Genomic DNA, 25,907 nt, shown 5'->3' with positions numbered 1-25,907 from the left:
AAAATGATGTTTAATCGTAAAGGGTTACTAGTAAGTGTGTTGCTTTTATTCGTGTTAGTACTAGCTGCTTGTACGAACGTGGGAGGAAATGATGATTCAGATTCGCAAAATGAAGGCACAGAGGGAGAAGAGGCAAAAGAAACCGATGCAGAACAGGTGCTGAAAATTGCTAATGATCAAGAGCCTGCGGGGTTAGACCCTCATAAAACACCTGCACATTCATCTGTTAGAATCTACTCTCAAGTTTATAGTGGATTAGTCTCGTTTGATGAGAACATGGAGGTTGTGCCTGACTTAGCAAAAGAGTGGAATCAACCAAATGATACGACTTATGTGTTTACATTGCGTGAAGGTGTTCAATTCCATAACGGAAATGAAGTCACAGCTGAAGATGTTAAATACAGTTTCGAAAGAATTTTAGCAGAAGAAACAGCATCGCATATTGCATCTTATTTTTCAAATGTAGAAAGTATAGAAGTTGTAGGGGATTATGAAGTGCAGTTCAATCTAAGTAATCCTGATGCAACTTTCTTATCTAACTTAACGAATGCAAGTGCCGCTATTGTTGACCAGGAAGTGATTGAAGAGAACGGGGACTTGCAGCAGGTGGCAGTTGGTACAGGTCCATTTAAATTTGAAGAGTGGGTTGCTGATAGTAGAGTTAATCTAGTAAAAAATGAAAATTATTTTATTGATGGGCAGCCGAAGTTAGATGAAGTTATTTATTATACGATGAAAGAGGAATCAGCAAGACTATCTGCCATTCGTACAGGTGAAGTTGATTTAACCACTTTAACGGCGCAATCAGCTGAACTAATCAGTAATGAAGAGAACATTGAAGTGAAAGACTATCAATCTTTAGAGTATAGCTATGTAGGATTTAATGTAAATGCAGAACCACTAGATGATCCGAAAGTAAGGCAGGCTCTAAGTTTAGCGACAAACCGTCAAGCCATTACCGATATTGTATGGAGTGGTGATGCAGTTGTTTCAGGACCTGTAGCACCGTCTATGGGTGATTGGGCAATAGACGTTGAAAGTCACGAACTTTACCAGCATGATATTGAAAAAGCTAAATCTCTGTTAGAAGAAGCGGGTTATGCCGACGGTTTTGACATTACAATCACCACAGCTTCAACTTACGCTGACATGGTAGATACGGCACAATTATTACAGCAACAGTGGAAAGAAATTGGTGTTAATGCCGAGATTAATCAAATTGAGTGGGGCGAGTATATAGATACTTGGTCTAACACATCAGCTGATGTTCTTATTGGAAGAAATGGTTCTGGTACTGATCCGGACAGATCGTTAAATTATTTCTTTAATACAGAAGGTTCAGCTAATGTTTGGGGATTCTCTGATTCTGAGTTTGACTCTCTAGTTGAAGAAGGTAAGGTTACAGTTGACCAAGAACAACGTAAGGAAATTTACAACAAAGCTCAAGAACGCCTACTAGAATTATCACCAAACTTATTTCTTGTGTCTCCAATGAAATATGTAGCAGTCAGAGATTCAGTAGTTAATTTTACTCCTTATCCTCATGATGGGGAAGACATTGTTGAAGTATCAAAACAATAAATTAAAAAGAGGCTGCTTAATTTAAGCAGCCTCTCATTATTAAGGGTGAGCGACATGTATGCATATATTTTAAGACGTTTATTAATGTTAATACCTGTACTATTTGGTGTGTCAGTGGTTATTTTCTTTACACTTCGTATCATCCCTGGGGATGTAGCTCAGACCATTTTAGGTACGGACGCAACAGAAGAAGCATTAGCTCAATTAAGAAAAGACTTCGGATTAGACCGTCCAGTCTTAGAACAATACATAACATGGATGAGTGGTGTGTTAGTCGGTGATTTTGGTGAATCCATGCGTACTGGAAGAGAAGTATTACCGGACATTCTTAGCCGTTTTAAAATTACCTTTGAACTAACTATGCTGTCTGCCATTCTTTCCTGGATTATTGCAATTCCACTAGGAATTATTGCAGGAATCAAGAGAAATACGAAAACAGATTTCACAGTGAGAATTATTTCGTTATTAGGTGTATCGATTCCAAACTTTGCTTTAGCAACCGTACTTATACTTGTATTGGCTTTAACCTTCTCATATAGTCCGCCTGTTGGATATGTTGGATTCTTTGAAGATCCTATTAAAAATCTTCAAATTCTATTATTACCTTCCATCGTTTTAGGAACTGCTATGGCTGGGGCTGTTATGAGGATGACTCGTTCTTCTATTTTAGAAATATTGAGGCAAGATTTTATTAGAACGATTAGAGCCAAAGGGGCAAAGGAACGCTTAGTTATTTTTAATCATGCTCTTAGAAATGCCATGATTCCTATTCTAACCATAATAGGTATGCAAATTGGTGTTTTACTGGGCGGTACTGTCATTATTGAGCAAATCTTTTCATTACCGGGCTTAGGACAACTCGTATTAACCAGTATCAATCAAAGAGATTTTACAGTGATTCAAGGTGCGATTTTGTTTATTGCTTTTGTGTTCGTATTGGTTAATTTACTAGTAGATTTACTTTATTCCTATTTAGATCCAAGAATCACTTATAAATAAAACAATACGCGAAGGAAGTGTGTGATGCTTCATGAAAGAGTTTCTTCAAAAATTAACAGATGACAAAGTGGGATTAGTTGGATTAATTGGTATCGTGCTAGTTGTCATATTAGCTCTATTAGCGCCTTTAATTGCTCCATATAAACCGGATCAAATGTTTACAAATCATACTCTTGAAGGGCCGAGTAGTCAATTTTTATTTGGAACCGATGAATTTGGTCGAGATATTTTCTCTCGCATTATATATGGAGCACAAGTGTCCTTGCAAGTTGGTCTAATTGCGGTAGGCATAGGAGCGATAGGTGGTTTAATATTTGGATTAATCAGTGGCTATTTTCAAGGTAAGGCTGACCAAATCATCATGAGAATTATGGATGTCTTCTTTGCATTTCCAGATATACTACTTGCCCTTACCATTATAGCGGTATTGGGTCCGAATTTGACTAATACGATGATTGCGATTGGTATTGTGTTTATGCCTGTCTTTACTAGACTAGTTCGATCAGCAGTAATGACAGTTAAAGAAAACGAATATATTACAAATGCCCAGGCTATTGGAGTAAAGCCCTCACTAATTATCATTAGACATATTACACCGAATATCATGGCGCCGTTTATTGTTCAAATTACCTTGGCGTTATCAGGCGCGATTTTAACTGAAGCAGCGTTAAGCTTCCTTGGGTTAGGGGTACAACCACCAGATCCATCTTGGGGCGTTATGCTGAATGATGCTAGAACTTATATGGAATTTGCGCCATGGACGATTTTATTCCCGGCAGGTGCAATTGTGATTACGATTTTTTGTTTTAATTTATTGGGTGATAGTTTGAGGGACTTATTAGACCCTAAATTAAGACAATAAGATCGTCATTTTAAGTATAGCCACAAACCGAGGAGGTTTAAGATGAACCCTTTGTTGAATATAGAAAATTTATCTATTAATTATAAGACTAAAAAGAAAGAATTTAATATTATTAAAGATATTAATATTAAAATAGATGAAAAAATGAAGTATGGAATCGTAGGGGAGTCTGGAAGTGGTAAAAGTTTAACATCGCTCGCGATCATGAACTTATTACCAGACGTACTAGACATTAATGAAGGCTCGATTGAACTCAATACTAACACTAAAAAGGATTTAACTACTTTATCAAAAAGCGAGATGCGTAACGTTCGTGGTAGTGAAATCTCTATGATTTTTCAAGAGCCGATGACTGCACTTGATCCTTTATATACCATTCAATATCAACTACTTGAAGTATTAAAGATTCATAACAACTATAGTAAAGAAGAAATGTATCAAATGGGCGTTGACATGTTGGAAAGAGTAGGAATCTCGCGCCCTAAACAAATCATGAAGGAATATCCACATCAGTTGTCGGGTGGTATGAGACAACGTGTGATGATTGCGATGGCGTTGATATGTCAACCTAAGTTATTAATTGCTGACGAACCCACTACTGCTTTAGACGTAACTATACAAGCCCAAATTTTAGATTTAATGAACGAACTTTCTGATCTGCACAATACGGCTATCCTTATGATCACGCATGACTTAGGGGTCATATTAGAAACGTGTGAAAGGGTAGCGGTCATGTATGCTGGTCAAATTGTAGAAGAATCGACTGTCGAAAAAATATTCGAGGAAGCAGCTCATCCTTATACGAAAGGTTTATTGTCATCTATACGCTCGTTAGGAAATAAATCTGAAGAGTTATATTCGATCCCAGGAAATGTACCGACACCTGATCATTATCAAGATTTGGGCTGCAGGTTTGCGACGAGATGTCCTTATGCGATGGAGCGGTGTTTTGAACAAGAGCCTCCACTCTATCAAATTCAGGATGACCATTCGAGTAAATGTTGGTTACATGAAGAGGAGGAAGAAGCCCATGACCGATACACAACAAGTGTTAGAAATTAAAAATTTAAAAAAACATTTTCCGATTAAAGGCGGTGTTTTAAAACGCACCTATGGCTATGTTAAAGCAGTGGATGGCATCAGCTTTGATGTGAAGGAAAATGAAACATTTTCTTTAGTTGGAGAAAGTGGATGCGGGAAATCTACTACAGGGCGTGCCATACTCCGATTACATGAACCAACAGAAGGAGAAGTATTATTCTATGGGGATAATTTGTTAGATGTGAATAAGCGCTCTTTTAGACAGATGCGGAAGAATATGCAATTAATTTTCCAAGATCCTTATAGTTCATTAAACCCTAGAATGACCGTGAAGAAATTATTGATGGAACCGTTGTTAACCCACAAAATGGCTACTAAGAAAGAAGCTGAGCAAAAAGCAGCTGATATGATCGAGAAAGTTGGTTTATCAAAGGACCAACTTGATCGTTATCCACATGAGTTTAGTGGTGGTCAAAGGCAACGAATTAGTATTGCAAGAGCATTAGTACTAAACCCTAAATTAATTATTTTAGATGAAGCGGTATCAGCACTAGATGTGTCGATTCAATCTCAAATACTTAATTTATTAATTAAGTTACAGAAAGAATTTAACCTGACTTATATTTTTATTTCGCACGATTTAAATGTTGTTAAGCATTTGAGTGACCGGGTCGGAGTCATGTATTTAGGACAGATGATGGAGCTTGCTTCAACAGATAAGTTATATGAAAATCCATTACACCCTTATACAAAAGCTTTATTATCGGCTATACCAAGTATTGACCCAAAAGAAAAGAAAGAACGAGTAATTTTGCAAGGGGATGTGCCCGATCCGAGTGATCCTCCATCAGGATGCCCATTCCGATTGAGATGTCCGATGGCTCATGAACGATGTGCTGAAGAAAAGCCAGAATTTAAGCAGATAGAAGAAGATCATTGGGTAGCATGTCATTTGTATGATTAAAAATTAAGGCTGTTCCTATAAGTTTTTATAACTTTAGGAACAGCCTTGTTTTCATTATAATGCCTCAAGCAAAAAGTCTGCTAAATGAATGGCTCGTATGACATCAGATTGACCTTCACGCTCGATTCCGAGTTTCATTTGGATTAAACATCCAGGGTTAGAAGTAATAATTGTACGTGCCTGAGTTGCCCTTGCATGTTCCATCTTGTGGTCTAAAATCTGCATGGACATCTCTGGCTGGGTGATATTATAAATCCCTGCAGACCCGCAGCATGAATCCGCTTTTTCCATTTCCACATAATCTGCGCCATTAATGGCCTGAATTAACCGACGTGGTTCTTCAGATACCCCTAAGACGTTTCTCAAATGACAGGAGTCTTGATAAGTGACGACTTGTGAAGGGACGTCAAGATGATGATCCATAAAACCTAGCTCTACTAAAATGCTGGAGAAGTCGATAATCTTGCTAACGAACGATTCAGCCCGCTCAGACCATTTAGCATCGTTTTTTAGCAAGTAATCATAATCATGTAGAAAAGCACCGCATCCTCCAGCATTGGTGATAATATAATCACAGTCCACCTGTTCAAAAGCCTCAATATTTTGTTTGGCTAACTCAAGTGCACCTTGCTTTTCACCACTATGACCATGTAGAGCCCCGCAGCAATTTTGCGTATCGGGTACAACAACGTCACAACCGGCCTTGTTCAATAGTTTAATAGTCGATTGATTCGTCTCGCGGAACATGGTATCCATTAAGCAGCCGCGAAACATGGCAACCGTTGCTTTTGTTTCTCCTTCAGCTTTAAAGATCGCCTCCTCCGGTTGTTTTGACTGACTGACCTTGGGCAGGGCACGTTCCATTTGCTGCATATGTTTCGGAAGTATTTTCATAAAACCAAGTTTTCGAGTCGTTTTTTGAAGTCCTGATTTTTGATAAAAGCTAAGTAGACTTGTCGCTTGCTCCATTCGTTTTTGATTAGGAAATAACTTATGAAACACGGTTTTTCTAACAGTTTTTTCTTTAAAAGAATGGTTTTTATGTTCTTCAAAAATGGCACGTGCTTCTTCCAGCATATGACCATAATTAACCCCGGCAGGGCATGCTGGCTCACATGCTCTGCATCCTAGACACACGTTAAGAGAATGCTCAACTTCTTCATATTCTTTGATTTCTCCATCACGTACGGCCTTCATTAATGCAATTCGCCCTCTAGGCGAGTGAACTTCGCTTTTAGTCTCAACATAAGTTGGACAAGCCGGCAAGCAGAAACCGCATCGCATACAATTGAGAAGTTCATTCTCTTCAATCCGTTCTTCAAAATCTTCCCTAATGGTATTCATCGGTTCACCACCTTAAAGTATGATTCGTTTTCGTGTTTCTTTAGCGAACATTTTTCCAGGATTCATAATATTAAGCGGATCAAATGCAGCTTTGATATTTTTCATCACATCAAGCCCTGCATTGCCGACTTTCCAAGCTAAATAAGGCGACTTCATTTCACCAACACCGTGCTCGCCTGTAATTGTTCCGCCAAAATGAATCGCATAGGCAAAGATTTCTTCAAAAGCTTTCTCAACTCGCTCCATTTCGTCTTGATTCCGCGCATCCGTCATACAAGTCGGGTGAAGATTACCATCTCCAGCGTGACCAAATGTCGCAATGTTTACGTTATGCTTTTCTGCAATTCTATTAATCTCCTGAACCATTGGTGCTATTTCAGACCTTGGAACAGTTGCATCTTCTAAAATTGTTGTTGGACTAAGCCGGGCAATGGCTGACAATGCAGCTCTGCGCCCCTCACGCAACCTATCAGCTTCTGTTTCTGATTGAGCCGTTTGTACATCAATGGCACCTTCTTGCTTACAAAGTGCTGCAATCCTCTCAATATCTCGTTCAACAACCAGAGGTGGTCCGTCTTGTTCTATAAGTAAAACAGCCTCTGCATCAGTTGGGAGACCTAAATGCGAAAACTCCTCAACGGCTTTAATCGTTTTCTGATCCATAAACTCAAGGGTCGCTGGCGTCATTTTATTAGCTATGATTCTAGAGACGGTTTGCGAGGCTTGATCAATAGATTTATAAATGGCTAGTAGAGTCTGTTTCGCTTCTGGTTTTGGAATTAATTTTAATGTTGCTTCTGTGATGATTCCAAGTGTACCTTCAGATCCAACGAGTAGTTTCGTTAAGTCGTAACCTGCGACATCTTTAGCAAGCTTACCACCTGTGCGTATAATTTCACCATTCGGCAGCACGACTTCGAGTGCTAGTATGTAATCTTTCGTCACGCCATACTTTAACCCACGAAGGCCACCTGAATTTTCGTTAATGTTCCCACCGATTGTAGATATTTTCATAGAGCTAGGATCAGGTGGGTAAAAAAGGCCCTTCTCTTCAACCGTGTCGCAAATCGTTTTAGTAATCACACCTGGTTGAACTGTTATGGTTAAATTCTCCTCATCAATTTCGAGAATTTCATCGAGCCGATTAAATAAAAGCACAACGCCACCTTGAGTGGGTGTTGTTCCTGCTGCCAAATTTGTCCCCGAGCCGCGCGGAACAATCGGTACTTGATGTTCACCGCATGCTTTTACAATTTGAGATATTTCTTCCGTATTTTTAGGGCTGACAACAAGGTCAGGCTTACTTTGGAAATTAGGAGTTGCATCATAGGAGTAAGCCATTCTTGCGCTTTCGCTATGCTCTACATGCGACTCACCAACAATGTCTGTGATTTTTTGAATAAAAGAATTTGGGATCATACTATCTCTCCCTTTATTAATCTTACTTTTTATTATAATATGAATGTGAAGGTAATGAAATAATATTACAAAAATTAATAGTATTTAATAAAATTAAAGTTCAAAGGTGATTGTATGAATAAACTAATTAAAGATGTCCAGGTTTATACAGAGAAAGGCATCTTGAATAATCACCACGTTTTAATAGAAGACGGAGTGATTAAGCACATTAGTAATGAACTAATTGAAGCCGATGAATCTGTAGATGGGGAAGGGCATCATTTGATTCCCGGGTTCATCGATGGTCATATTCACGGAGCTGGTGGAGCGGATGTGATGGATGGAACCGTTGATGCGATCGAGGAAATTTCACGCACGATTGTCAAAGAAGGTGTTACATCATTTGTTCCAACGACGATCACTAGCAAACATGAAGACATAGAACGAGTGCTTAAAACAGCCGCTAACGATCAGTATCAGGGCAGAGCAGAGATACTTGGTCTCCATATTGAAGGCCCTTTTGTTGAAAAGAAAAAAGCAGGTGCTCAGCCAAAGGAATATATCGTGAAACCTGATGTGGAACTTATGAAAAAATGGGTGGCGTTAGCAAACCACCGTATAAAAACTGTAACCTTAGCGCCGGAACTTGATGATGAAGGTGAGCTGATTCGTTATTTGGTAGAGCAGGACGTTAACGTTTCCGCTGGTCATACGGATGCCAATTCGAGTGAGATTAGAAAAGCTGTTTCGCGTGGCGTTCATCAAATGACGCACCTATGTAACGCGATGAACGGCATTCATCACCGAGATGTTGGTGCTGTGGGAACGGCGATGCTTTTAGATGAGCTAAAGAGTGAACTTATTGCCGACCGCATCCACGTAGGTGATGATATGCTTCAGTTAATTTATAAAACGATTGGACCTGATCGGTTAATCCTCATTACTGATGCGATGCGGGCAAAAGGAATGCCCGACGGCACCTATTCACTTGGAGGTCAGGATGTGACAGTTGAAAACGGGAAAGCTACACTTGATGACGGAACGCTTGCTGGGAGTGTTTTAACGATGGATCAAGCTTGCCGGAATATGATGAAGGTTGCAGGTGCGAGTTTTGAAGAATGCATACAAATGGCATCGGTTAATCCCGCTAAGCAGTTAGGAGTTTTTGACCGAAAAGGGAGTATCACCATCGGTAAAGAGGCCGATTTGGTTCTGGTAGATTCTAATTTTAATGTGCAAAAAAACTTCTGCAAGGGTGTTTTGTATGAATAAGGTGAATGAGATGGAGTTTTTAAAAGTTAATAGTTATAAAGAGTTGAGTCAAAAGGCTGCTGATAAAGTTGTGAAGGTGATTCAAGAAAATCCACATGCCGCGTTAGGTCTAGCAACAGGTAGCACGCCAGTTGGATTATATGAAAACTTAGTCCAGGCGTATCAACATGGACAGGTTGATTTTCATAAAGTTAAAACATTTAATTTAGATGAGTATGTCGGGATTCATCAAGACCACCCACAAAGTTATCATCAGTATATGCAAAAACATCTGTTTCAATTTATTAATCTTAAAGACGATCATGTTCACATACCAGACGGTGAAACGGGAGACTTGGAAGAGGAATGTCAGCGATACGAGAGGTTATTAGCTAAAGAAGGTCCTATTGATCTTCAAATTTTAGGGCTAGGTATTAACGGCCATATTGGTTTCAATGAACCTGGAACAGCCTTTGATGCAAGAACTCATGTTGTTAATTTGACTGATTCGACCCGTGAAGCAAATGCGAAATTTTTCGATACGAAGGAGGAAGTTCCAAAACAAGCGATTACCATGGGGATCGGTAACATAATGGAAAGCCGAGAAATTATATTGCTTGCCTTCGGTGAACATAAACAACCAGCTATCAAGCAGTTGATGGAAGGTGAGGTATACGAGGACTTCCCAGCGAGCGCTCTTTTGCAGCACGATCGTGTAAAAGTGATTTATGGAGAGAAGGACAGTTGAATTTGCGTAAATTGAGTTAGGGACCTGGTGAGCGCTATAGCGCTATTTGGGAGAGCGCGAGTGTCGATAGGGGAACCTTGAACCTAAATAAAGAAGCATCCAAACGAATTAGGGAGCACATGAAGACCAATAAAAAAGGAGTTCGTCACCTCAGACGAACTCCTTTCCTGTTTATGCTTCTTGAGTTTCTTCTTGTTCTTGTCGTTGATAGTCAATGCGTTCTTCAGAATCAGCATCAAAGAAGTGAGCTTTGTTCATGTCAACGGCTAGTGTAATCGCTTGGCCAGCATCGACGTTTGAGCGAGCATCCACGCGGGCTGTGAATTCTTGGTCGCCAATTTTAGAATAGAGATAAGACTCTGAGCCCATTAACTCAGCCACTTCTACATCAGCTTTGAACGAAGCACCTTCTGCCGTTTGTAAAAATGCTGGTTCATCATGAAGGTCTTCAGGACGAATGCCGAGAATGACTTCTTTACCAACATAATCTAAATCGCGTAACACCTTCATGCGACCTTCAGGTACAGCGATATCGTGATCTTCAACCGTAATTGAATTTTCATTTAATGTTCCTTTTAAGAAGTTCATGGCAGGTGATCCGATAAATCCGCCAACGAACACATTATTCGGCTTATCGTAAACTTCTTTAGGTGAACCGACTTGCTGGATTACGCCGTCTTTCATAACAACCAGACGAGTTGCCATGGTCATGGCCTCTGTTTGGTCGTGCGTGACATAAATCGTTGTCGTCTGTAGGCGTTTGTGAAGCTTTTGAATCTCAGCACGCATTTGGACACGTAATTTCGCATCTAAGTTTGATAATGGCTCATCCATTAAGAATACTTTAGCATCACGGACGATCGCGCGGCCTAATGCTACACGCTGACGCTGACCACCAGATAAGGCTTTAGGTTTACGGTCAAGCAAGTCTTCAAGTCCTAGAATTTCAGCTGCTCTCTGAACGCGTTCTTTAATTTCCTTTTTATTAACCTTACGAAGTTTTAAACTGAACGCCATGTTATCATAAACGTTCATATGCGGGTACAGTGCATAGTTCTGGAAAACCATCGCAATATCACGGTTTTTCGGTGCCACATCGTTCATTTTGTCATCACCAATATAAAATTCTCCTGATGTAATTTCCTCAAGTCCTGCGATCATTCGTAGAGTCGTCGATTTACCACAGCCCGAAGGACCGACAAAAACGATAAACTCCTTATCTTGAATATGTAAATTAAAATCTTGTACCGCATGTACATCTTTTTCATAGATTTTATTAATGTTTTCTAAACGTAACTCTGCCATGTCAATTCCCCCAATATAAAAGTGTTAATTTAAGTGTACCTTAGGCGAAATCGCTTTCATATAGAAAGATTGCACAAAAAACTCAGAATTTTTTGTGCATATCTATCATTCTATTAACTGAATCGCTAAGTAAACGTTTAGCATGTCGTTAAAGTTTTTGATATCATGCCCCGTCAGTTCTTGAAATTTATCCAATCGGTACTGAACACTGTTTCGGTGCATATATAATGTTTTCGCTGCAGCGGTCACATTCCCTTGATGTTCAATGACGGTTTTGATGGTTTTAATTAAGTCTTCGTCATCCGAACTGTTTTGTAAAATCGACTGGCCAAAATATTCACGTTCCCCAAATGTGTATTTTTCAGGAAGAAGAAGGATTAGAGCATCTCCTTGTTTGACTAATCGTTTAGACGTTTTAGTAAATACCTTATCAGCCGTATCAATAAACCACTTATAAAATTCAGGCGTTTTTTCATCTACTTTAAGTGGGTTACTTATCATTAACCTCAAATTCAAATCTAAATCGTCACTCATCACGTCGATAATTTCTTCAAAGGGAATTGGCTCATAATCACCACATAATGATTCAAGCAACACAAGCAAATTAGGTTTCTCCCACAGAAATAAAACTGACTTATTTAAGAGTAAAGAAATGGACTCTTTGAGTGTGTCCTGCTGTTCAGAATTATTTTGTATTTGCATGATGGTTAGGCGAATGTTTTGTCCCTGGATAGGTCGCTCAGAGCTAAGTCCATTAAGAAAGTCCAGCCAGTTTTTTTCTTCATTAGTATGTATAAGTTCATGATCCGCAAAGGCTTTTATAATCTGTTTATAATCATAAGTTAAGTCTTTTTCCGGTATAGCATAAAGCTGCCCCTGTATACGAAAGGTAAAAGAATGTTTAGGCTCAGAATGAACTCGTTTTAAATTAGGAAACAACTCTACTAATTTTTGAAAATCCATCAAACGTTCTCCTTTAATCAGTCTTTAAAGCTATTATATCAGACAAGTCAGTAAAAAAGGCTGCCTCAATTGAGACAACCTTAATCAAACATCTCTTTATTTCGTAGTTTAATAATGCGGTAAATGTGACTGACAATAACTTTACCGACTGCATAAGTTGGTACCGCGATAATCATTGCTACAACTCCGCCGAATTTACCAGCAAATAATAGTAAGAAAATAATCGTAATAGGGTGGACGTTTAATTTTTTACCCATGACTTGTGGTGATATTAAATTACTTTCAATTTGCTGAACGACAACGGCTACGATGACTACTAACAGTGCTTGAAGTGGTGATTCAAATAAACCGACAATAACGCCTGGTGCTGTTCCAATCCATGGACCGATAAATGGAATAAAGTTTGTAAATAAGGCAATAAATGCTAGAATTAACGCGAATTTTAAATCGATAATCAAGTAGCCAATATAGATCAGTATCCCAACACAGAAACTAACAATAATCTGGCCCTGAATGTAATTACTTAACGCATCATCCATCTCATCTAGAATCTCGCCTACTTCATACTTATATTTCTTCGGTAAAAAGCTGATGATTCTCTTTGGTAAACGCTCACCGTCTTTAAGTAAATAAAACAATACAAAAGGTACAACAATTAGAACAATAATGGCACTAGCAACGACACCTAAATAGGTCGTGATGTTTCCAGCTAAATTAGAAGCAATATCTGTTAAGTTGGTTTCTAAACTCCTTAACCATTCGGTGATGGCTTGTTGGTCAGGAGAAATTCGATTAAACCATTCACTGTTTTGCACAGATAGTAAAAATTGATTGGCTTCATCAATAAATGTGGGCACCTGTTCAGCAAAATTTTCAATTTGTTTTTGAAGTTCAGGATAAACTAACATGACTAAGCCAACTAATAAACCAATCCCTGTTAAAAATACAATTAACACCGCAACCGGCCGCGGCATTTTATTATCTAGTACATCGACAATGGGTCTTGTTAAATAATATAAAATCCCTGCAATAATTAATGGTGTAAAAATTGTTTGAGCTAAAACGAATAGGGGGGAGAAGATAAACTGTATCTTTGTCGATAGAAAGATGATTACCATAATGATGATGACAGCATAACCGATTCGGAACCATTTTCCATTAGGCACGTATTTCACCAACTCTCTAAAATGTATAGTCATATTGTAATATAGTAAAATTTGCTAGTCTACTTATTTATGGTTCTAGTATTTCCAAAATAATAGTCTCTAAACATAAAGATACCGTGAACTCACTGTCCACGGCCGTTTGTAAGTTATATACTTGGTCGTTCAACATCAATGAATTTTCTTATTTCTCTTTTACTAATACCCATTTCTTTTGCTTTTTTCATTAGTAGTACCCATTCTCGATCCAGTTGTTTTTCTGTAGCTTTTTGGTAATGCGTCATAGTGACCATTTTCCTCCCCCAACAGATGAGGCAGCTGTGCTGTCTTAGGTTTCCCCTTAGACCACTCGCTTTGCGTCCCTTTTTTTCAAAAGGTTTGCCTTTAAACTGCATCGACTTTATCTTAATTTAATTGTATAAGCTTTACTAGGAAAATGTTACCCCTTTTTCATCTAAAAATTCCGAGACTTTTTTACTAAATTTTCAATTAATTTTAATGTTAAAGTATTTTCTTGTCGAAAATTAAAATTTTCTGCCTTCCATCCAAGCACTTGCTTCTTTTACAAGTTCATTTTTAAGGTCTGTTTTTGTACTTTTATATTTTCGCTCCAGCTTTACAACTGATGCTTTGGAATACCCATAACGATCTAGCTCTTGCTCAAACGCCTCAAATAATTCCTCAAACTTCTGATCGATATCATTTTCCAGTTCCGTTGCTTTTTGTTCATATTTAATAGCCATTGCTCCAAGCTTGAGTGGGTTTGGGTCTTCTTCAAGTTCAGATAGTACGTTTTCTTTAATTTGCTCAACTTCGGTTATGGTTTCTTGTTTTAATTCTTCATAGCTCGTTTCATACTTGTTAATAATGTCATCTTCATCGGGTTGGGTTGTCTGGTTTGTTGGGGTTCTAGGTAACACATCGTCTGTCCAAGTATAGGACTCTTTATCTTGATTCGTCTCAGATTGTTTCTCAGAAGTGAAATTATAGTCTAATATACGATCCACCGTGTTGACACCATTAATAACAAAATAAATGATTAAGATACTTAAAATCAGGAGAAATTTACGCATGTCATGCCGTCAGCCTTTCTCTGTACAATAATTCCTTTGTTCTTATTTCATCTTCGTCAAAAAAAATATGATTTATACGGTACATTTCGGGGAAAATAAACAATGATGTGACAGATTTGGACAAAATGAAGCAAAAACCGTTTTATGGTAACCTCTCAATAACTGAGGACCTTATTAGAGCGTAAATGCTATTTCATGGTGCGTTTTAGTTGTCCAAACCTGTTTTTTATATGATGAACCGTAGTGGTAAAATAGCGGTTATAGTTGTGAAAAAACTAAATATAAAGGGGTTTTAAAATTGAGTTCTGGAAATGGACTGGAGAGAAAGAAACTAAGTAAGACACTCAAACCACATTGGGTATGGGCCATAGCATTAGGTTCATCAATTGGTTGGGGGTCATTTGTACTACCTGCTGATTGGATGGCTGGTGCTGGGCCATTAGGCGTTATTTTAGGATTGAGTATTGGCGCTGTATTAATGGCTATTATTGCAATCAGTTATGGAGTGCTGATCAGGAATTACCCGGTTTCAGGCGGGGAATTTGCTTATGCATTTTTAAGCTTAAACCGTGTACACGCTTATATTAGTGGTTGGTTCTTAACGTTAGGGTACATATGTATTGTGGCGTTAAACGCGACAGCTTTTGCATTGATGCTTAAATTCGTTTTCCCTGATTTCATTCAAAATATGAAGATTTATACTGTTGCAGGCTGGGATGTTTATTTTACTGAAATTATTATAGTTACTTTATTAGTTGCATTTTTCACTTATCTAAATATTAAAGGATCAGGATTATCTGGTCGCATGCAATTTATATTTGTTATGATTTTAATCTTGGGAGTATTTTCATTAACAGGCTTTATGACGACGAATAGCGGGGCGTCATTTAGTAACATGAATCCTGTATTTAGCCCAGAAGTATCACCGCTAGCAGCAATCTTAACCATTGTTGCGATTGCACCATTTGCTTATGTCGGGTTTGATAACGTACCACAAGCTGCAGAAGAGTTCAAATTCTCAGCACGAAAAGCGTTAACGTTAATTATGATGGCATTATTATTTGCTGCGATTATCTATTCATTTATGATCATCACAACAGCTGTCGCAGCTCCTTGGCAGGATACGTCATCTGCAGGTCTTCAGTGGGGAACAGGTACTGTCGTTCAAGACGTATTAGGAACTGGCGGATTAGTTATTTTAGTAGTCGCTTTATCTATGGGGATCTTCACAGGCTTAAACGGATTTTTAATTTCAGCAAGCCGTGTATTATTCGCTATGGCAAGAGGTAAAGTGCTACCGAACGCCTTTTCTAAATTGCATTCTAAGCATAATACACCATACTTTGCGATTATTTTCGCTGCCATTGTTGCAATCCTTGCTCCATGGTTTGGTCGTGAAGTACTAGGTTGGATTGTTAATATGTCTTCTCTAGGTGTATCCATTGCTTATTTCTATACTTGTTATACAGCATATAGCTTACTTAAGTGGAATGATCAAGGAAGTGAGTTTGATGAAACACTTCACATCGTTTCACCAGGTAAAAAATTTATCGCTATTTTAGGAATGGTATCAAGTGTTGGTTTCTTAATATTATTACTATATCCGAATTCGCCGGCTGCACTAGGTTCTGAGTCGTTATGGGCATTAGTGATTTGGATTGTGCTAGGCTTTATTTTCTACTTAGTTAAGCGAAAAGATTTACAGAGTTATGATCGTGAAGATTTAGCTTATTTAATTTTAGGAAAAGAGAAATTTAAATTAACAGATAAAGAAGATTAATATGTGGGGCTGCTCTAAATGAGATTTAGGGCAGCTTTTTTTATGGAAATGATGTTAAGGAGGGAACCAACCCGCCGTGAGGAGAGTTTAACTCCTCGTTAGGGAAAATCCGCCCGCAGTGAGCAAAAACTGTTTCGCGTGGCCGTAGGAACTGTCCGTATCTAGAGGTGAAGTTTTCGTGAAATCGGGTGAATTGTCCGCATTCCGGGGAGAAGTGTTCACGTGACCGTAGGAACTGTCTGTATCCAGAGGTGAAGTGTTCGCGTGATCGGGTGAATTGTCCGTATTCTGAGGGGAAGTGTTCGTGTAACCTATGACATAAAAAAAACGAACTCGCTAAGAGTAGCGAGTTCGTTTTAGTGTTAATTATTGTACTGCATTTAATGCGTTTAAGTGACCGTTACCGAATTTTTTCTTATCTTGGCCATTGACTTCTTCAACTGCACCATTTAGTAATTCACGCTTCACTTGTGCAGGAGATAAGTCACCATTGTTTTGGTCAATAATTAGACCAGCTACAGCAGATACTTTAGGCGTAGCCATTGATGTACCAACACTGAAGTAGTAACCATCATTTGAAGCACTGTCTGCACTTAAGTTGAATTCGAAGTAGTGCATATTATTTGCAAGATACTCATCTAAACGTCCTTGCGATGCATACCAGTTATATAGACGTGTGTCTCCACCTACAGTTGCAATGTCAATTTGACCTGCACCATAGTTAGAATACTCTGCTAAAACATCTTCTGGACCAGTAGCAGAAACGTTCACAACGTTTGATAACTGAGCTGGAACTGTTTTAGCTGTTCCACGGAACTCAACGTTTTCACTACCATATGCTGATTGTAAGTAGTTCATCACCTGATTGTTGTTGCTTAGGTCAAGGCCATCATTACCTGCTGCAACGACCACAACCGCGCCTTTTTCTTCAGCGTAATTTGCAGCACGCTTGTAAGCAACATAGTCTGCTACATCATTACCAGCGTTTTCCCATTTTCCATCTTCATTTTTAACAAATGTTTGACCGAATAGATCCCATCCACCAAGGCTCATCGATAATACATCGGAACCATCATCAGCAGCTGCGATCATCGCTTTATAAATCCAAGCCGATTCAGCTGAGCTAGTACCGAATACGCGGTAAGCACGTAGACCTAAGTCTGGAGCTACACCTAACATACCGTTACCAGCACCTGCGATTGAACCAGAAACGTGACTACCATGACCGTGTTTGTCTACAAAGTCATTAGGGTCACCAGTTTCACTTGGTTCAGTACCTTGGAAACCACCAGCAGGTACAAAGTTTTTAGAACCAGGCATTAAGTTCGGTGCTAAGTCGATATGATACGGGTTGATTCCAGTATCAATAACCGCTACTACTGTATCGTGAGAACCAGTGTGCTCAGCATAGCTTGCACCATTTTCAGTAATGCGCTGAATGTCCCACTGGATTGGCCAAAAGCCAGGCATCTCCATGCCAGCTTCTTCTAATAGGTCTCCGTTAAGGTCGCCTAAAAGATCTCCATTTAAATCTCCGTATAGATCACCATATAAATCACCATTTAAGTCACCTGAAAGATCTAAATCTCCGCTAAACTCAATTTTTTGAGATTCAGGTAAGTCCCAAGATAATGAAAGACTTGCAGCTTGTACACCTTTGAATCCCTTAATTTGGTTTAAATCACCAGCCGTACCTTTAACTTGGTAGTAACCAATTTCAGGTACTTCATATACGATCTCGGCATCTGTTAATGAAAGATCGCCTTTAAACTTCTCAACTTGTGCATTGTTCTTTAGCACAACCGAGTAATAATTTTCTTCTTCATCAGCTCCAACTCCTAGAGCCGAGAAAGAAAATAACGCGATTGCAATAGCTGCAATCAATGTTAGTACTTTTTTCATATAAATAATTCCTCCCCCAATTTTTTGGTGAAACACTATAACTATTTTCTTAGTAAATTCTGATTATCCTTCATATTTTGAAAAAATAAGAATAAAGGACTAGTTTATTTGTAATAATTATTAAGTAAAATTAGTTACAATTTTATGAAAAAATTTTAATAAAAAGTTCATTTTTTTATGCTAAAAACAAATTTATTTATCAACTCACAAAGTATTGCAGTCGTTATATAAAAATAATAAAATGATAATTGACCTCGATCATAAAGGGTTATTTAGACGCTATCTTTTTATTTTGCCCCCAAAATTATTTTTGGGGGAATTTTTTTATTAAAAAAGATGCTCGCCGTCATAGGCAAGCATCTTAAGCTAATGAAATATCCTTTTCTACATAACGCTCATCACCTTCAGATAGATGAGCTTGATCTGACGTCAGGTCAATCATCCAGGTTTTAAATGTGTCAACGTCTGAAATAGGAACAAAGACATGAAAGGTGACTTGATCCAAATACTCCGTATCGCCCATTAAATATTCACTATTACGTAATTCATTTTCTAATTTACCAATTAGGCCGTAATCTACTTTAATGAGTATTTCTTTCATTAAAGTGCGCTCGACAACACCAATATGTTTGATAGCTTCAGATGTTGCATTTGAATAAGCACGGATGAGTCCGCCTGCACCTAGTTTAATTCCACCGAAATATCTCGTTACGACAACAGTCGTATCTTTTAAGTCCATCTTTTTAAGGACTTCAAGCATTGGTACACCAGCAGTTCCACTAGGTTCACCGTCGTCCTGGGCTTTTTGGGTTAAGTTTTGTTCGCCAATCATATAAGCAGAGCAATTATGTGTGGCGTCTTTATGTTGTTTTTTAATTGAATTTATAAATTCTTGAGCTTCTTCTTCGGTTTCCGTTCGTTTAACATGGCCAATAAATCTAGACTTTTGGATCACGATTTCGTGAGAGCCTGTTTCTTTAATCGTTAAATATTTTTCTAACATAACACGTACCCCTCTCTTCTTATATTATAATGTTATTACAAATTTCGAGCAAAAGGTGTGCTATAGGATATTTAATGATAAAATGTGACTACACCCTCACGAATATTTAAAATCTTTCGAAATGTTATACTTACAATGGAGGAATTAGTCATGTCAGTTGTCAAAGATCATGAAAAAGCACTAGATTCCGTAATTGATGAAATGATTTCTGTTGTCACCAATAGCAAACAAGAAGTCTTTGAGATTGGTGAAGAATCACGGAAACAACAAGATACACTTAATAAAGAAGTGAAGGAAATTAAGCGTGAGGTAGAGAATATAATTAGTGAGAGCGACGAATTAGAGAGACGACTTAAAGCTTCTAGAGTGCGGTTATCCGAGGTAAGTAAAAACTTTGAACAATATTCTGAAGAAGAGGTTCGCCAGGTGTATAACAATACACACGAACTACAAACTCAGTTAGTTGTTCAAAGACAAAAGGAAGTTGCGTTAATAAAACGGCGTGACGATTTGGAACAACGAATTAAAACATTAGCAAATAGTGTTCAAAGAGCCGAAAAGTTGATGAGTAAAATCAATGTGATTTTAACTTATCTTCAAGAAGATTTTAAAGAAGTGAATGACGCGTTAGAGTCTGCGAAGCAAAAGCATGAGTTTGGGCTTAAAATTATTGAAGCCCAAGAGGAAGAACGCCGAAATTTATCTAGGGAGATCCATGATGGACCGGCTCAAATGCTTGCTAATGTACTAATTCGTTCAGATATTATTGACAAGACGATTAAGCAGCGTGGTATGGACGAAGCGCTAAAAGAGATAAAAGAAATGAAAGAAATGGCGAGAAGTGCGCTGTATGAAGTGCGTAGAATTATTTATGATCTACGACCAATGGCGCTGGACGACTTAGGACTAGTTCCGACTTTACGTAGGTACCTCTCAACAATTGAGGAATATCACGAGCTCAAAATCATTTTTGAGTTTAAAGGTAAGGAAATGCGATATGGGCATAAGTTTGAAGCGGCAGTTTTTCGAATGGTACAGGAAGCTGTTCAAAATGCGGTCAAGCACGCTCAAGCGAAAATTATTCGCGTACAATTTGAAGCAACAGATCATAGGCTAAATATTCGCGTGATTGACGATGGTATTGGATTTGACCAAGAGGCGAATAAAAACCAATCGTTTGGTTTAATTGGAATGAGAGAGAGAATTGAAATGTTGGACGGCAACTTAAAGGTTGAATCTGAATTAGGTCAAGGCACAAAAGTTAAAATTTCTTTACCAAACGTTTACGATGACCAATAAATATAGGGCATTCGTTATACTGTGAATAGATTCGAAAATTTAGGAGGTTGTCAAATGGGAACTAGAATCGCGTTAATTGATGATCATAAATTATTCCGTGAAGGTGTTAAACGTATATTAGAATTTGAAGAAAGTTTTGAAGTAGTTGCTGAAGGTGGCGATGGTTCGGATGCGATGAAGATCGTTGAGGATACGAACCCAGATATCGTGATTATGGATATCAACATGCCTAATATTAATGGTGTAGAAGCAACACGCAAATTGATTAATAAATTTGAGGATTTACGAGTGATTATTTTATCGATTCATGATGACGAATCTTACGTGACGCACGCGCTTAAATCCGGTGCGCTCGGATATATGCTTAAGGAAATGGATACGGATGAGCTCGTTAATGCCATCAAGATTGTAAGTAACGGCGGCTCTTATGTTCATCCTAAAGTCACTCATAATTTAGTAAAGGATTATCACAGGTTAGCTTTAGCTGGTGTGAATTCGAGTGGTTCAGGTTCGAACACGGCATTTCAGCCAATAGAATATCGTAAGCCACTTCACTTACTAACAAGACGTGAATGTGAAGTGCTCCAGCTTATGACAGACGGACAAAGCAACCGAGGCATCTCAGAAAGATTATACATCAGTGAAAAAACGGTTAAAAACCATGTATCAAACATATTGCAAAAAATGAACGTTAACGACCGAACGCAAGCCGTAGTGACAGCAATCAAAAACGGCTGGGTTGAAGTAAAGTAAGGTGAAACGCCGGGGAGCCCCGGCGTTTTTTATATGTGAAAGGTCGATATCTTGTGAGAGTGGGTCGGCTAATGTCATGATTCTAACCTGAAAATAGTATCGCAATTATTTTTGTTATATAGTAAAATTTATAGTAAGAAAAAGAGGGGGGAGAGGGAATGAAAACGGTTGTTGTAACGGATAGTACAGCCTACATACCCGAAGAACAATTAGAAGAGCTAAACATTCATGTGGTGCCTTTAGCTGTGACGTTCGGTCAGGAAAGCTATCGTGAATTATATGACATTTCGACAAAAGAGTTTTACGATAAGGTCCGTACCTCGGACGAGCTTCCTAAAACATCTCAGCCGTCGATCGGTGATGTCCTAAATAAATACGAGGAATTATCTAAAGAGTACGATGCTATTATATCCATTCATTTATCAAGCGGGATCAGCGGGACATACCAAGCGGCGGTTTCGGCTGGACAATCTGTTGACAATGTTAAGGTGTACCCATATGACTCTGAAATCAGCTGTATGGCGCAAGGCTTCTATGCGTTAAGAGCAGCTGAAATGGCAAATGAAGGCACAGCACCTGAAGATATTATAAAAGAATTAAATGAAATAAAAGAAAACATGCGTGCCTACTTCATGGTAGATGACTTAAGCCATTTGGCACGCGGTGGTCGACTCAGTGGTGCACAAGCGATGGTCGGTAGCTTGCTACAGGTTAAACCACTTCTTCACTTTGAAGATAAAAAAATCGTTCCATTTGAGAAGATTCGTACAAGCAAGAAAGCATTCAAACGGATGGAGCAGCTGTTAAAAGAAACGTCTGACGGTTCGGAGAAGGTCAAAGCTTGCATTATCCACGCTCAGCGCGAGGAAATTGCGCAAAACTGGAAAGAAGAACTTGAACAGAAGTATCCAAACGTTGAATTTGTCATCAGTTATTTTGGGCCTGTCATCGGAACGCATTTGGGTGAAGGTGGTATTGGCCTTTGCTGGTATAAAGTTAGTTAATGAGACAGGCAGGCTGTTGGCTTGCCTGTTTTTAAAAGTGGAAATTGACCGATATTTTTATAAAACTGAACGATAAATTTTGAAAAGTGATCGATAAAATCGGAAAACTGACCGATACAACCACACATCTGAAAGGAGTAAACATAGTTGAACGACCATTTTGCCTCGCTATTCCACGGAAAACGCCTTCTTAAGCAAGAGCTTCATTTAGATGAACCAACCTTCCAATATTTAATCAATCAAAATTTACTAACTGAAATTCCAGGTATTCATCAGCATCAATGCCAAAGGTGCTTTAACCAAGGACGTAAATATTTTGGTAAGTTGCCGTCTGGTCATATATATTGCCGGAAGTGTATTAATATGGGTAGAGTGAGCGAGTGTGAGCCGTTATACCAATGGAATGGGCCGGCACCAGTATATGAGCAGGTTCAAAATCCTTGTGTCTGGGGTGGGGATTTGACTCCTCTTCAGGAGCATGCCTCTAATGAACTAGTGAATCAGATAAAACTGAACGGGTCTTTGCTCATTCATGCCGTTTGTGGCGCAGGAAAAACTGAGATGTTATATGAAGGAATCTCTTACGCAGCTAGCCATTCTATGAAACTATGCATAGCGACGCCACGAGCTGACGTTGTAAGGGAATTAGCTCCTAGACTTAGAAAAGATTTTCCAAATGTGAAGTCCGCGGCTCTCTATGGCGGGTCATCTGAAGTTGATGAACAGGCGCAGCTCGTTATTGCAACCACGCACCAGCTGCTTCGTTATGATTGTGCGTTTGATGTCATGATCGTTGATGAAGTGGATGCATTCCCGTACCATAAAGACCCAGCCTTGCCAAAAGCCGTTAAACGCGCCGTCAAAGAAAAACACACCTTAATATACTTAACCGCAACTCCGCGTACCAACCTAAAACTAAAGTCCAAGCTTAACCTTATCCCTACTGTTTCGATTCCAATGAGATTCCACGGCCACCCTTTACCCGTTCCGTCGTTTCAATATAATAAAAAAATTGAAAAGCAAATTCTTGAGGGAACTCTTCCGAATCAAATTGAGAAGTGGATTAACGATAGAGGTAATCGTCGTTACCTGTTGTTCACCCCGACGGTAGAAATGGCTAAGCAATTGTCTACATTATTAAACCATACTCCTTACGTCTATGCAGAGCACCCAGACCGGGAAGACCTCGTCAAACAGTTTCGCTACAACAAATTTCAGGCCCTCATTACGACGACCATTTTAGAACGAGGGGTGACATTTCCCTCGATCGATGTTGCCGTTATTCAAGCCGATCATGATGTATTTGATGAAGCGGCACTGGTTCAAATTGCTGGACGTGCAGGAAGAAGTGCTAATGATCCAAATGGAAACGTGACGTTTTTTGCAGAAGTGAAAACAAATGCGATGGTCCGGTCGAAACATTATTCATTAGTGATGAACCATAAAGCAAAGAAATGGAAGGAGCAGGAACATGCACTGCCTCATTTGTTATAAACATTTGCAACCTGACACAACTTGGTCGACGCTATTTACCTCAGCCGAGAAACAAATTTGCGCAGATTGCGAGAGTCAATTTGAAAGACTAATAGAAGTCTCAAACCATCACTGTCAAATTTGCATGCGTCCTTTAAAAGAATCACTTAACTTATGCGGTGACTGTTTTGCCTGGCGGGAACGACTTGATGGACGTGATCCGCTTAAGAGGAACATGTCCATTTTTACGTATAACGAATTCATGAAAGAAATCATGACGCTCTTTAAATACCGCGGAGATTATGAACTCATTTATGTGTTTAAAGAAGAAATCAAACAAACGTTTGTATCACTAAAAGATTTTGCGATTGTTCCGATTCCTTTAAGTGAGGAACGTTTTAATGAACGAGGGTTTAACCAAGCGGAAGCAATTGCTAGTTTAGCAGGTGAAAAGATCCTCAATTTACTTAAACGAACAAGTTCAGAAAAACAATCAAAGAAAACGAAGCAGGAGCGAATTTTTTCAACAAATCCATTTGAACTAACACAACTACCGCCAAAAAAGGTCTTATTGGTTGATGATTTATATACGACGGGAACGACGCTGAGACAGGCGGCACAGCTTCTAACTGATTCAGGTGCAGAAGTCATTCAGTCGTTTACACTCATTAGAAGCTAGAAAACTTATTTTGTGAACATTCAGTATAAACGGTATAATAGTTGATAGATTGATTTAGGAGGAATGACGATGGGAGAGTTAGCAAACTGCCCACAGTGCGGCGAGTTATTTGTGAAAGGAGCAATTTCAGTATGCCAAAAATGTTATCAAGAAGAAGAGAAAAAGTTCGAGAAAGTCTATAAATTTATTAGAAAAAGAAAAAATCGCACAGCAACCATGTACGAAGTGGCGAGCGAAACAGGGGTTGAAGAATCATTAATTACAAAATGGATAAAAGAAAAACGAATTCACCCATCACAAGCGCCAAATTTTAATTATCCGTGCGAAAAATGTGGCAACCCTATCTCAGAAGGGAAGCTATGCCCAAGCTGCACTGATACACTTAGGAAGAATATGACTGAAGAGGCCGATGTGAAGCAAGAAGCCGTAAATACGATGACATACTATAACGTGAATAAAAATAAATAAAGCACTAAACTTTTTTAATAACATGCCGATATTAATAATAAAGAATAGGACGGTAAAAGAGGTGTTTTGATTGAAAATTAATGGAGTAAACGGAGCAAAATTAAACCCTTATCAAAATCAGATTCAAAAACAAGAACAGGCTAAATCAACTCAACAAAAGCAAGACCAGATTGAAATCTCAAATGCCGCTAAACAGCTTCAAGAAGGTAAAGGAATTGCTCAGGCGAGAAAAGAGAAAGTCGAGCATCTTAAACAACAAGTTCAAAATAACGAATATGATGTGAATCCTCAAAAAACAGCTGAAAAAATGATTGATTTTTGGACGAATAAACGAGTATAGGAGAGGGTCTTTTGACTATCCAAACTATTATCAGCCACTTGGAGAAACTTGATCAATTTAATGAAAGTCTGCTTGCGCTTTCCAAACAAAAGACAGAATTCGTTAAAAATAGCCAAATCGACGAATTTAACCAGCTACTCATGAAGGAAAAGAAGCACGCTCAGGCGATTGACCAAGTGGAATCAAAAAGGATTCAGTTGACAGAGAAGTGGTTTGAAGAACATGCGCCAAACGCAAAAGAACAGACCATTACTCAGTTGATCGAACTGACGGACGACGAAGAGGCTAAACAAAAACTTGAGGAGATTTTTGAAAAATTAGTGATCAACCTTGCTCAGTTAAAAGAACAAGAGCAGTTAAACCGGGAATTAATCGAACAGTCATTACAATTCATTGATTTGTCGCTTGAGATGTATGAACCACAATCCAAGCAAATGAACTATGATTCAAATAAACAGGCACCTCAAAGACAACAAACATCGATGTTTGATTCAAAAGCTTAAACAGGTAGAGG

The 25,907-nt window shown here is 38.7% G+C and carries 25 protein-coding genes and 1 riboswitch; of the genes, 16 read left to right on the top strand and 9 right to left on the bottom strand.

Annotated elements, in window-relative coordinates; genetic code table 11:
- Positions 1 to 6 precede the first annotated feature (6 nt).
- The 5 genes from ACFSW4_RS09160 to ACFSW4_RS09140 are packed head-to-tail and all read left to right on the top strand — an operon-like array spanning position 7 to position 5,447.
- Positions 7 to 1,581, top strand: coding sequence for an ABC transporter substrate-binding protein (locus tag ACFSW4_RS09160; RefSeq protein WP_377328821.1), 1,575 nt, complete (start codon positions 7 to 9; stop codon positions 1,579 to 1,581).
- A 54-nt stretch (positions 1,582 to 1,635) separates the two neighbouring features.
- Positions 1,636 to 2,580: an ABC transporter permease gene (locus ACFSW4_RS09155; RefSeq protein WP_054751775.1), complete on the top strand. Its 945-nt coding sequence runs from the start codon at positions 1,636 to 1,638 to the stop codon at positions 2,578 to 2,580.
- A 31-nt stretch (positions 2,581 to 2,611) separates the two neighbouring features.
- Positions 2,612 to 3,442, top strand: a complete 831-nt coding sequence (locus ACFSW4_RS09150) for an ABC transporter permease (RefSeq protein ID WP_377328819.1) — start codon at positions 2,612 to 2,614, stop codon at positions 3,440 to 3,442.
- 42 nt (positions 3,443 to 3,484) lie between these two features.
- A complete protein-coding gene (locus tag ACFSW4_RS09145; RefSeq protein ID WP_377328817.1) occupies positions 3,485 to 4,504 on the top strand; it encodes an ABC transporter ATP-binding protein in 1,020 nt (339 codons plus the stop codon).
- Entirely contained in the window at positions 4,473 to 5,447 is a 975-nt protein-coding gene (locus tag ACFSW4_RS09140) for an ABC transporter ATP-binding protein (RefSeq protein ID WP_377328815.1), read from the top strand. The genes ACFSW4_RS09145 and ACFSW4_RS09140 overlap by 32 nt, the downstream gene beginning before the upstream one ends.
- Positions 5,448 to 5,501: 54 nt before the next feature.
- Here ACFSW4_RS09140 and ACFSW4_RS09135 read toward each other — a convergent pair whose 3' ends face one another.
- The gene (locus tag ACFSW4_RS09135; protein ID WP_377328813.1) at positions 5,502 to 6,791 is read right to left on the bottom strand and encodes a (Fe-S)-binding protein; all 1,290 of its coding nucleotides are present in this window, start codon (positions 6,789 to 6,791) and stop codon (positions 5,502 to 5,504) included.
- Positions 6,792 to 6,803: 12 nt separating this feature from the next.
- Positions 6,804 to 8,210: a glycolate oxidase subunit GlcD gene (glcD, locus tag ACFSW4_RS09130; protein ID WP_377328811.1), complete on the bottom strand. Its 1,407-nt coding sequence runs from the start codon at positions 8,208 to 8,210 to the stop codon at positions 6,804 to 6,806.
- A gap of 114 nt (positions 8,211 to 8,324) precedes the next feature.
- On the opposite strand from glcD, the gene nagA reads away from it, so the two are divergent.
- The gene (gene nagA, locus ACFSW4_RS09125) at positions 8,325 to 9,461 is read left to right on the top strand and encodes an N-acetylglucosamine-6-phosphate deacetylase (protein WP_377328809.1); all 1,137 of its coding nucleotides are present in this window, start codon (positions 8,325 to 8,327) and stop codon (positions 9,459 to 9,461) included.
- A gap of 10 nt (positions 9,462 to 9,471) precedes the next feature.
- Entirely contained in the window at positions 9,472 to 10,188 is a 717-nt protein-coding gene (nagB, locus tag ACFSW4_RS09120; protein WP_377329010.1) for a glucosamine-6-phosphate deaminase, read from the top strand.
- Between the two features lie 171 nt (positions 10,189 to 10,359).
- On the opposite strand, the gene ACFSW4_RS09115 is transcribed toward nagB, so the two are convergent.
- The 5 genes from ACFSW4_RS09115 to ACFSW4_RS09095 all read right to left on the bottom strand — a co-directional run bounded on the left by ACFSW4_RS09115 (position 10,360) and on the right by ACFSW4_RS09095 (position 14,626).
- The gene (locus ACFSW4_RS09115) at positions 10,360 to 11,493 is read right to left on the bottom strand and encodes an ABC transporter ATP-binding protein (protein WP_377328807.1); all 1,134 of its coding nucleotides are present in this window, start codon (positions 11,491 to 11,493) and stop codon (positions 10,360 to 10,362) included.
- 105 nt (positions 11,494 to 11,598) lie between these two features.
- Complete coding sequence (locus ACFSW4_RS09110) at positions 11,599 to 12,456, bottom strand: PucR family transcriptional regulator (RefSeq protein ID WP_054751771.1); 858 nt, start codon at positions 12,454 to 12,456, stop codon at positions 11,599 to 11,601.
- An 80-nt stretch (positions 12,457 to 12,536) separates the two neighbouring features.
- A complete protein-coding gene (locus tag ACFSW4_RS09105; protein WP_377328805.1) occupies positions 12,537 to 13,622 on the bottom strand; it encodes an AI-2E family transporter in 1,086 nt (361 codons plus the stop codon).
- A gap of 146 nt (positions 13,623 to 13,768) precedes the next feature.
- Positions 13,769 to 13,912, bottom strand: coding sequence for an anti-repressor SinI family protein (locus ACFSW4_RS09100; protein ID WP_279401247.1), 144 nt, complete (start codon positions 13,910 to 13,912; stop codon positions 13,769 to 13,771).
- A 17-nt stretch (positions 13,913 to 13,929) separates the two neighbouring features.
- A riboswitch (cyclic di-GMP riboswitch) is annotated at positions 13,930 to 14,012 on the bottom strand.
- 131 nt (positions 14,013 to 14,143) lie between these two features.
- Positions 14,144 to 14,626 (bottom strand): hypothetical protein, encoded by a 483-nt coding sequence (locus ACFSW4_RS09095; protein WP_377328803.1) that lies wholly within the window; start codon positions 14,624 to 14,626, stop codon positions 14,144 to 14,146.
- Positions 14,627 to 14,990: 364 nt separating this feature from the next.
- Here ACFSW4_RS09095 and ACFSW4_RS09090 point away from each other — a divergent pair, with 364 nt between their 5' ends.
- Complete coding sequence (locus ACFSW4_RS09090; protein ID WP_279401245.1) at positions 14,991 to 16,472, top strand: APC family permease; 1,482 nt, start codon at positions 14,991 to 14,993, stop codon at positions 16,470 to 16,472.
- 366 nt (positions 16,473 to 16,838) lie between these two features.
- Here ACFSW4_RS09090 and ACFSW4_RS09085 read toward each other — a convergent pair whose 3' ends face one another.
- Positions 16,839 to 18,374 carry a S8 family peptidase gene (locus tag ACFSW4_RS09085; RefSeq protein WP_377328801.1) on the bottom strand — a complete coding sequence of 512 codons (1,536 nt, stop codon included), beginning with the start codon at positions 18,372 to 18,374 and terminating at the stop codon, positions 16,839 to 16,841.
- A gap of 361 nt (positions 18,375 to 18,735) precedes the next feature.
- The gene (locus ACFSW4_RS09080; RefSeq protein WP_377328799.1) at positions 18,736 to 19,377 is read right to left on the bottom strand and encodes a YigZ family protein; all 642 of its coding nucleotides are present in this window, start codon (positions 19,375 to 19,377) and stop codon (positions 18,736 to 18,738) included.
- Positions 19,378 to 19,527: 150 nt separating this feature from the next.
- On the opposite strand from ACFSW4_RS09080, the gene ACFSW4_RS09075 reads away from it, so the two are divergent.
- The 8 genes from ACFSW4_RS09075 to ACFSW4_RS09040 all read left to right on the top strand — a co-directional run bounded on the left by ACFSW4_RS09075 (position 19,528) and on the right by ACFSW4_RS09040 (position 25,896).
- Positions 19,528 to 20,676, top strand: a complete 1,149-nt coding sequence (locus ACFSW4_RS09075; RefSeq protein WP_377328797.1) for a sensor histidine kinase — start codon at positions 19,528 to 19,530, stop codon at positions 20,674 to 20,676.
- 54 nt (positions 20,677 to 20,730) lie between these two features.
- Positions 20,731 to 21,429, top strand: coding sequence for a response regulator (locus tag ACFSW4_RS09070; protein ID WP_054751759.1), 699 nt, complete (start codon positions 20,731 to 20,733; stop codon positions 21,427 to 21,429).
- Positions 21,430 to 21,587: 158 nt separating this feature from the next.
- Complete coding sequence (locus ACFSW4_RS09065) at positions 21,588 to 22,433, top strand: DegV family protein (protein WP_054751757.1); 846 nt, start codon at positions 21,588 to 21,590, stop codon at positions 22,431 to 22,433.
- 147 nt (positions 22,434 to 22,580) lie between these two features.
- On the top strand, positions 22,581 to 23,927 hold the full coding sequence (locus tag ACFSW4_RS09060) for a DEAD/DEAH box helicase (protein ID WP_377328795.1): 1,347 nt from the start codon (positions 22,581 to 22,583) through the stop codon (positions 23,925 to 23,927).
- Positions 23,905 to 24,585: a ComF family protein gene (locus ACFSW4_RS09055; RefSeq protein ID WP_377328793.1), complete on the top strand. Its 681-nt coding sequence runs from the start codon at positions 23,905 to 23,907 to the stop codon at positions 24,583 to 24,585. Before ACFSW4_RS09060 ends, ACFSW4_RS09055 begins: the two co-directional genes overlap by 23 nt.
- Before the next feature lie 69 nt (positions 24,586 to 24,654).
- Positions 24,655 to 25,053, top strand: coding sequence for a TIGR03826 family flagellar region protein (locus tag ACFSW4_RS09050; RefSeq protein WP_054751753.1), 399 nt, complete (start codon positions 24,655 to 24,657; stop codon positions 25,051 to 25,053).
- Between the two features lie 70 nt (positions 25,054 to 25,123).
- Positions 25,124 to 25,393, top strand: coding sequence for a flagellar biosynthesis anti-sigma factor FlgM (gene flgM, locus ACFSW4_RS09045; protein ID WP_054751751.1), 270 nt, complete (start codon positions 25,124 to 25,126; stop codon positions 25,391 to 25,393).
- Positions 25,394 to 25,404: 11 nt separating this feature from the next.
- Entirely contained in the window at positions 25,405 to 25,896 is a 492-nt protein-coding gene (locus ACFSW4_RS09040) for a flagellar protein FlgN (protein ID WP_377328791.1), read from the top strand.
- Positions 25,897 to 25,907: the final 11 nt, after the last annotated feature.

This window comes from Piscibacillus salipiscarius (assembly GCF_042685285.1).
GTDB lineage: Bacteria > Bacillota > Bacilli > Bacillales > Alkalibacillaceae > Piscibacillus > Piscibacillus salipiscarius.
Note: the sequence above shows the minus strand (reverse complement) of the source record. Positions and strands in the feature narration are given on the sequence as shown.

Excerpts from the sequence above, each read along its gene's own strand:
- ACFSW4_RS09100 (WP_279401247.1), bottom strand. The coding sequence starts at position 13,912 with ATGGTCACTATGACGCATTACCAAAAAGCTACAGAAAAACAACTGGAT.
- ACFSW4_RS09145 (WP_377328817.1), top strand. The coding sequence starts at position 3,485 with ATGAACCCTTTGTTGAATATAGAAAATTTATCTATTAATTATAAGACT.
- nagA (WP_377328809.1), top strand. The coding sequence starts at position 8,325 with ATGAATAAACTAATTAAAGATGTCCAGGTTTATACAGAGAAAGGCATC.
- ACFSW4_RS09135 (WP_377328813.1), bottom strand. The coding sequence starts at position 6,791 with ATGAATACCATTAGGGAAGATTTTGAAGAACGGATTGAAGAGAATGAA.
- ACFSW4_RS09075 (WP_377328797.1), top strand. The coding sequence starts at position 19,528 with ATGTCAGTTGTCAAAGATCATGAAAAAGCACTAGATTCCGTAATTGAT.
- ACFSW4_RS09085 (WP_377328801.1), bottom strand. The coding sequence starts at position 18,374 with ATGAAAAAAGTACTAACATTGATTGCAGCTATTGCAATCGCGTTATTT.
- ACFSW4_RS09050 (WP_054751753.1), top strand. The coding sequence starts at position 24,655 with ATGGGAGAGTTAGCAAACTGCCCACAGTGCGGCGAGTTATTTGTGAAA.
- ACFSW4_RS09115 (WP_377328807.1), bottom strand. The coding sequence starts at position 11,493 with ATGGCAGAGTTACGTTTAGAAAACATTAATAAAATCTATGAAAAAGAT.
- ACFSW4_RS09110 (WP_054751771.1), bottom strand. The coding sequence starts at position 12,456 with ATGGATTTTCAAAAATTAGTAGAGTTGTTTCCTAATTTAAAACGAGTT.
- glcD (WP_377328811.1), bottom strand. The coding sequence starts at position 8,210 with ATGATCCCAAATTCTTTTATTCAAAAAATCACAGACATTGTTGGTGAG.
- ACFSW4_RS09160 (WP_377328821.1), top strand. The coding sequence starts at position 7 with ATGTTTAATCGTAAAGGGTTACTAGTAAGTGTGTTGCTTTTATTCGTG.
- ACFSW4_RS09150 (WP_377328819.1), top strand. The coding sequence starts at position 2,612 with ATGAAAGAGTTTCTTCAAAAATTAACAGATGACAAAGTGGGATTAGTT.
- ACFSW4_RS09070 (WP_054751759.1), top strand. The coding sequence starts at position 20,731 with ATGGGAACTAGAATCGCGTTAATTGATGATCATAAATTATTCCGTGAA.
- ACFSW4_RS09065 (WP_054751757.1), top strand. The coding sequence starts at position 21,588 with ATGAAAACGGTTGTTGTAACGGATAGTACAGCCTACATACCCGAAGAA.
- ACFSW4_RS09080 (WP_377328799.1), bottom strand. The coding sequence starts at position 19,377 with ATGTTAGAAAAATATTTAACGATTAAAGAAACAGGCTCTCACGAAATC.
- ACFSW4_RS09055 (WP_377328793.1), top strand. The coding sequence starts at position 23,905 with ATGCACTGCCTCATTTGTTATAAACATTTGCAACCTGACACAACTTGG.
- ACFSW4_RS09155 (WP_054751775.1), top strand. The coding sequence starts at position 1,636 with ATGTATGCATATATTTTAAGACGTTTATTAATGTTAATACCTGTACTA.
- nagB (WP_377329010.1), top strand. The coding sequence starts at position 9,472 with ATGGAGTTTTTAAAAGTTAATAGTTATAAAGAGTTGAGTCAAAAGGCT.
- ACFSW4_RS09140 (WP_377328815.1), top strand. The coding sequence starts at position 4,473 with ATGACCGATACACAACAAGTGTTAGAAATTAAAAATTTAAAAAAACAT.